We start from the raw sequence: 4638 nt of genomic DNA on the forward strand, positions 1-4638 counted from the left end.
GGGCTGACCGCCGCCGAGGTCGCCGAACGCGTCGCCGACGGCCGCGTCAACGACGTGCCGGCCCGCTCCAGCCGTTCGCTGCGCGACATCATCCGTGCGAACGTCCTCACCCGGATCAACGCGATCATCGGCGTTCTGCTGGTCTTCGTCGTCATCGTCGGTCCATTCCAGGACGCCCTGTTCGGCGGCGTGATCATCGTGAACACCCTGGTCGGCCTGTTCCAGGAGCTGCGGGCGAAGCGCACCCTGGACCGGCTTGCCGTGGTGGGGGAGTCCCGGCCCGTCGTGCGGCGTGACGGTGTCGCCCGGGAGCTCCCCGCCACCGAGATCGTGCTGGACGACGTGATCGAGCTCGGCGCCGGCGACAAGATCCCCGTCGATGGCCTGGTCCTGGCAGCCGATCACCTGGAGGTCGATGAGTCGCTGCTCACCGGTGAGGCGGATCCGGTGCACAAGCAGCCCGGCGACATCGTCATGTCGGGCAGCTTCGTTGTCGCGGGGTCGGGGGCGTTCCGGGCGACCCGGGTGGGCCGCGAGGCCTACGCGGCCCGGCTCGCTGAGGAGGCGAGTCGGTTTACCCTGGTGCACTCCGAGCTGCGGGGCGGCATCAGCACCATTCTGCGGGTCGTCACCTGGATGATCATTCCGGCCGGCCTCGCGCTGATCATCAGCCAGGTGGTCGTCAACGACGACGACCTGCCCGAGGCCATCCGCCGGATGGTCGCCGGGCTCGTGCCGATGGTGCCGGAGGGCCTGGTGCTGCTCACGTCGGTCGCCTTCGCGGTCGGCGTGGTGCGGCTGGGCCGGCGGCAGTGCCTGGTGCAGGAACTGCCCGCGATCGAGGGGCTGGCCCGCGTCGACGTCGTCTGCCTGGACAAGACCGGCACCCTCACCGAGGCCGCGATGGACGTCGTGGAGCTGCGGATCGTCGAGCCGGGCACCGCCGGCGCCGTACCTGAGACGGGCGCCGCCTCCGGGGCAGGTGCGGCCGGAGAGCCGAGCACCCTCGTGCCGAGCGTGCTCGGCGCCCTCGGCGCGGCCGACAGCCGGCCGAATCCGAGCCTGCAGGCGATCATCGATGCCTATCCCGCCCCGCAGGGCTGGCAGGTGCGGGCGGACGCGCCGTTCTCCTCGGCGCGTAAGTGGAGCGGCGCGACCCTCGCCGCCGCGGACGGGACCGAGGGCACCTGGCTGCTCGGCGCGCCCGATGTGCTGCTGGCAGCTGGTGACCGGGTGCTCGCCACCGCGGACGAGTACGGGGCGCAGGGCCTGCGGGTGCTGCTGCTCGCTCGGTTCGGCGCGCCGCTGGCGGACGCACTGGCGGACCCGGCGACGGTGCCGACTGGCGTCGTCCCGGTGGCGCTCGTGGTCATCGCCCAGCGGCTGCGGGCGGATGCCCCGGATACCCTGCGGTACTTCGCCGAGCAGAACGTCGCCGCCAAGATCCTCTCGGGGGACAATGCGCTGTCGGTCGGCGCGGTCGCCCGCTCGCTGGGGCTGCCCGGCGCCGACGATCCCGTTGACGCCCGCACGCTGCCGACCGACCGGGCCGCGCTCGCCGACGCCATGGAGAGCCACTCGATCTTCGGGCGGGTCAGCCCGCAGCAGAAGCGGGAGATGGTCGCGGCGTTGCAGTCGCGGGGGCACGTCGTCGCGATGACCGGCGACGGCGTCAACGACGTCCTGGCGCTCAAGGACGCCGACATCGGCGTGTCGATGGGATCCGGCAGCCAGGCGACCCGCGCGGTCGCCCAGATCGTGCTGCTGAACAACAGCTTCGCGACGTTGCCGCCGGTGGTCGCCGAGGGGCGGCGGGTCATCGGCAACATCGAACGGGTCGCGAACCTGTTTCTGACCAAGACCGTCTACTCGGTCCTGCTCGCGATCGTGGTTATGATCACCCAGGTGCCGTACCCGTTCCTCCCTCGGCATCTCACGCTCGTCGGGTCGCTGACGATCGGCATCCCGTCGTTCTTCCTGGCGCTGGCGCCGAACACCGAACGGGCGCAGCCGGACTTCGTCGGTCGGGTGCTGCGCTTCGCCCTTCCCGCCGGGTTGCTCGTCGCCGCGGCGACGATGACGTCCTACCTGCTGGCCCGGTCGCACTTCTATGGTCAAGACCTGGACACCGAGACCTCGATGGCGACGCTGACGCTGTTCGGAGTCGCGCTGTGGGCACTGGCGATCGTCGCCCGTCCGTACACCTGGTGGCGCATCGCGCTCGTGCTGACCATGGCGGTCGCGTTCGCGCTGGTCCTGGCCATCCCGCCCGGCCAGGAGTTCTTCCAGCTCTCCCTGGTGGGGACGACCGGGCCGTGGACGGCGGTCGGCATCGCCGCGGTGGCGGCGGTCCTGCTCGAACTCGTATGGGCGATCATCCGCCGGCAGCTGACGGTGGTGGCCGCGCGGGTGGACCTGGAAGCGGCGCGCCGCCCGCCGATTTCGCAGAGCAACGTGCGGATCCTGCCCGCGGCGCCTGCCGAGGGTGCGCCTGCCGACAGCCCGCGGTCCGCGGTGGTCGCCCGTCCGGGGGTGGTCGTCCGTCCGGGGGTCGTCCGTCCGGACGGGAGGGCCGCGGCATCCGGTCCCGACGGCCCGCGGCCGACGCCGTAGTCGGGGTTCTCTCCCGGCCTGCCTATCCGGAGGTCTCGGCCTCAGCACCGGTCTCGGCCTCAGCGATGGTCTCGTCTCCGGGGGCGGGCGAGGTCGTGCGTGAGGTGGCTGCTGTCGAGGCGGCGGCTGTCGCGGTAGTGGGGGTGGCCGCGGACGGCGTGCGCCGGGCCGGGCCGGCGGCGAGCCGGGTGAGGTAGGCGTTGTACGCGTCGAGTTCGGCGTCGACGTCACCAGCGGCGGCGATGCGCCGCTCCCGGGCCCGCGTCTGCCGCTCGTCCAGCCGGGACCACTGGATGGCCAGCACGATCAGCACGACAAAGGTGGGAATCTCGCCGAACGCCCAGGCGATGCCCCCGGCGGTCCGCTGGTCGCTGAGCGGTGAGACGCCCCAGGGCCGGACCAGGCGGTCGTACCAGCCTGAGCCGAGCAGGGCCGATGTGCTCATGATGGTCAGGCCGAGGAAGGCGTGGAACGGGACGACGGCCAGCAGCATCAGGACGCGGCCGGGATGCGGCAGCCGGCGGGGGAGCGGGTCGGTCCCGATCAGCAGCTCGAAGAACAGCACGCCGACCGCGAGGAAGTGCACGTTCATGTACAGGTGGCCGAGATGGTTGCGCATGAGGGTCGACAGCAGCGAGCTGAGGTAGAGCACGTAGAGGCTGCCGGCGAAGTTTGCCGTCACGAGCAGCGGATGGGTCAGGATGCGTACCGGCCAGGACCGCAGCGTTCTCAGCAGCCATTCGCGCGGTCCGGTGCGGTGCGGAGCCGTGGCGGGCCGCATCGCCCGCAGCGCCAGGGTCACCGGCGCGCCGAGCACCAGCGGGATCGGGGCCAGCATGCTGAGCAGCATGTGCTGGCTCATGTGCACGCTGAGCAGGACCGGCCCGTACAGCCCGAGTCCGCTCGATGTGGCGACCACGACGACGAGCAGGCCGGCGAGCCAGGCGATGGTGCGCCCGAGCGGCCAGGGGGCGCCGCGTGCCCGTAGCCGGCGCAGGCCGGCGAGGTAGAGCAGGGCGGCGGTGACCGCGCCGGCGAGGAAGACCCAGTCGATGCGCCAGTCGGTGGCGAGCCGCACGGCGGTGATCGGTGGGGGCATCGGGTATCCGAGCAGCGTCTGGGTCGGATCGTCGGGAACGAGTGCGTCGTTCACCGGTGGCGCCGTGCGGGACAGTCCGACGGCCAGTCCGACCGTGGCCGTGAGAACGGTGAGCTCCACGCCGGCGATGCGCAGGAAACGAGCGACCGCGGTAGTCCCGTCGGTGCCGGTCCGGCGGGTGTTCGTCTGAGCAGTGCCGGTCTGGTCGGTGGTGCCGGTCTGGTCGGTGGGCGTCCTCACCGCGAGCCCGGCGACGATCCGGCGGCGCACCAGACCACCGAGCGTGACGGCGGCCAGCAGGCCCGCGGCCTTGAGCAGGACCAGCAGACCGTAGCGGGTGTCCCACAACGGGGTGAAGCCGCCGAGCCGCAGGGCCGCACCGGCGATCCCGCTGATCGCCGTGACGGCCGCCGCCCCGGCCGCGAACCGGCTGTACCGGCGCAGCGCCGGGCCGAACGAGCCCACCGGCAGCCGCACCGCGGTGAGCAGGCCGAGTAGACCACCCACCCAGGCCGTGGCCGCGAATACATGCACGCCGAGGGCCACCACTGCGATCGCATGATCGCCGGACGTGGCGGCGTGGCCAACCAGAATCGGCGGCACGATGCCGGCGACCGCGACAGCGAGCAGGGCCCCGGCCGCGGTTGTCGTCGTGACCGTACGGCCGATCATCGCGATGACGGCCGCCAGGGCCGCCACGACGAGCAGTGCCCGGCCCTGGGAGGTGGTGGAGACGAAGGAGCGCAGCGAGGAGACGCCCAGGACGTCGCCGGCCGGGCGCGCGGAGATCTCGGACAGGGTGAACAGCAGCTCCACGAGGGTGGCCACCATCCACAGAGCCGCGGCGTTCGCCGCGTACCGGCCGCACCGCCGGGCCGTGGGGGACAGGATGCCCACCCGCGACTCGTTGCCGGCCGCACCGCGTT

Annotated in this window: 2 protein-coding genes; one reads left to right on the top strand and one right to left on the bottom strand. The window is 72.4% G+C overall.

Annotated elements, in window-relative coordinates:
* Positions 1–2613 (top strand): HAD-IC family P-type ATPase (locus tag ACY5KJ_RS15510; protein WP_462203667.1); only part of this gene is annotated, 2613 nt, incomplete at its 5' end.
* A 22-nt stretch (positions 2614–2635) separates the two neighbouring features.
* Here the strand turns inward: ACY5KJ_RS15510 and ACY5KJ_RS15515 are convergent.
* A partial coding sequence (locus tag ACY5KJ_RS15515; protein WP_462203669.1) for a cytochrome c oxidase assembly protein occupies positions 2636–4638 on the bottom strand: 2003 nt, incomplete at its 5' end.

The sequence above is a fragment of the Frankia sp. CcWB3 genome (assembly GCF_977927595.1).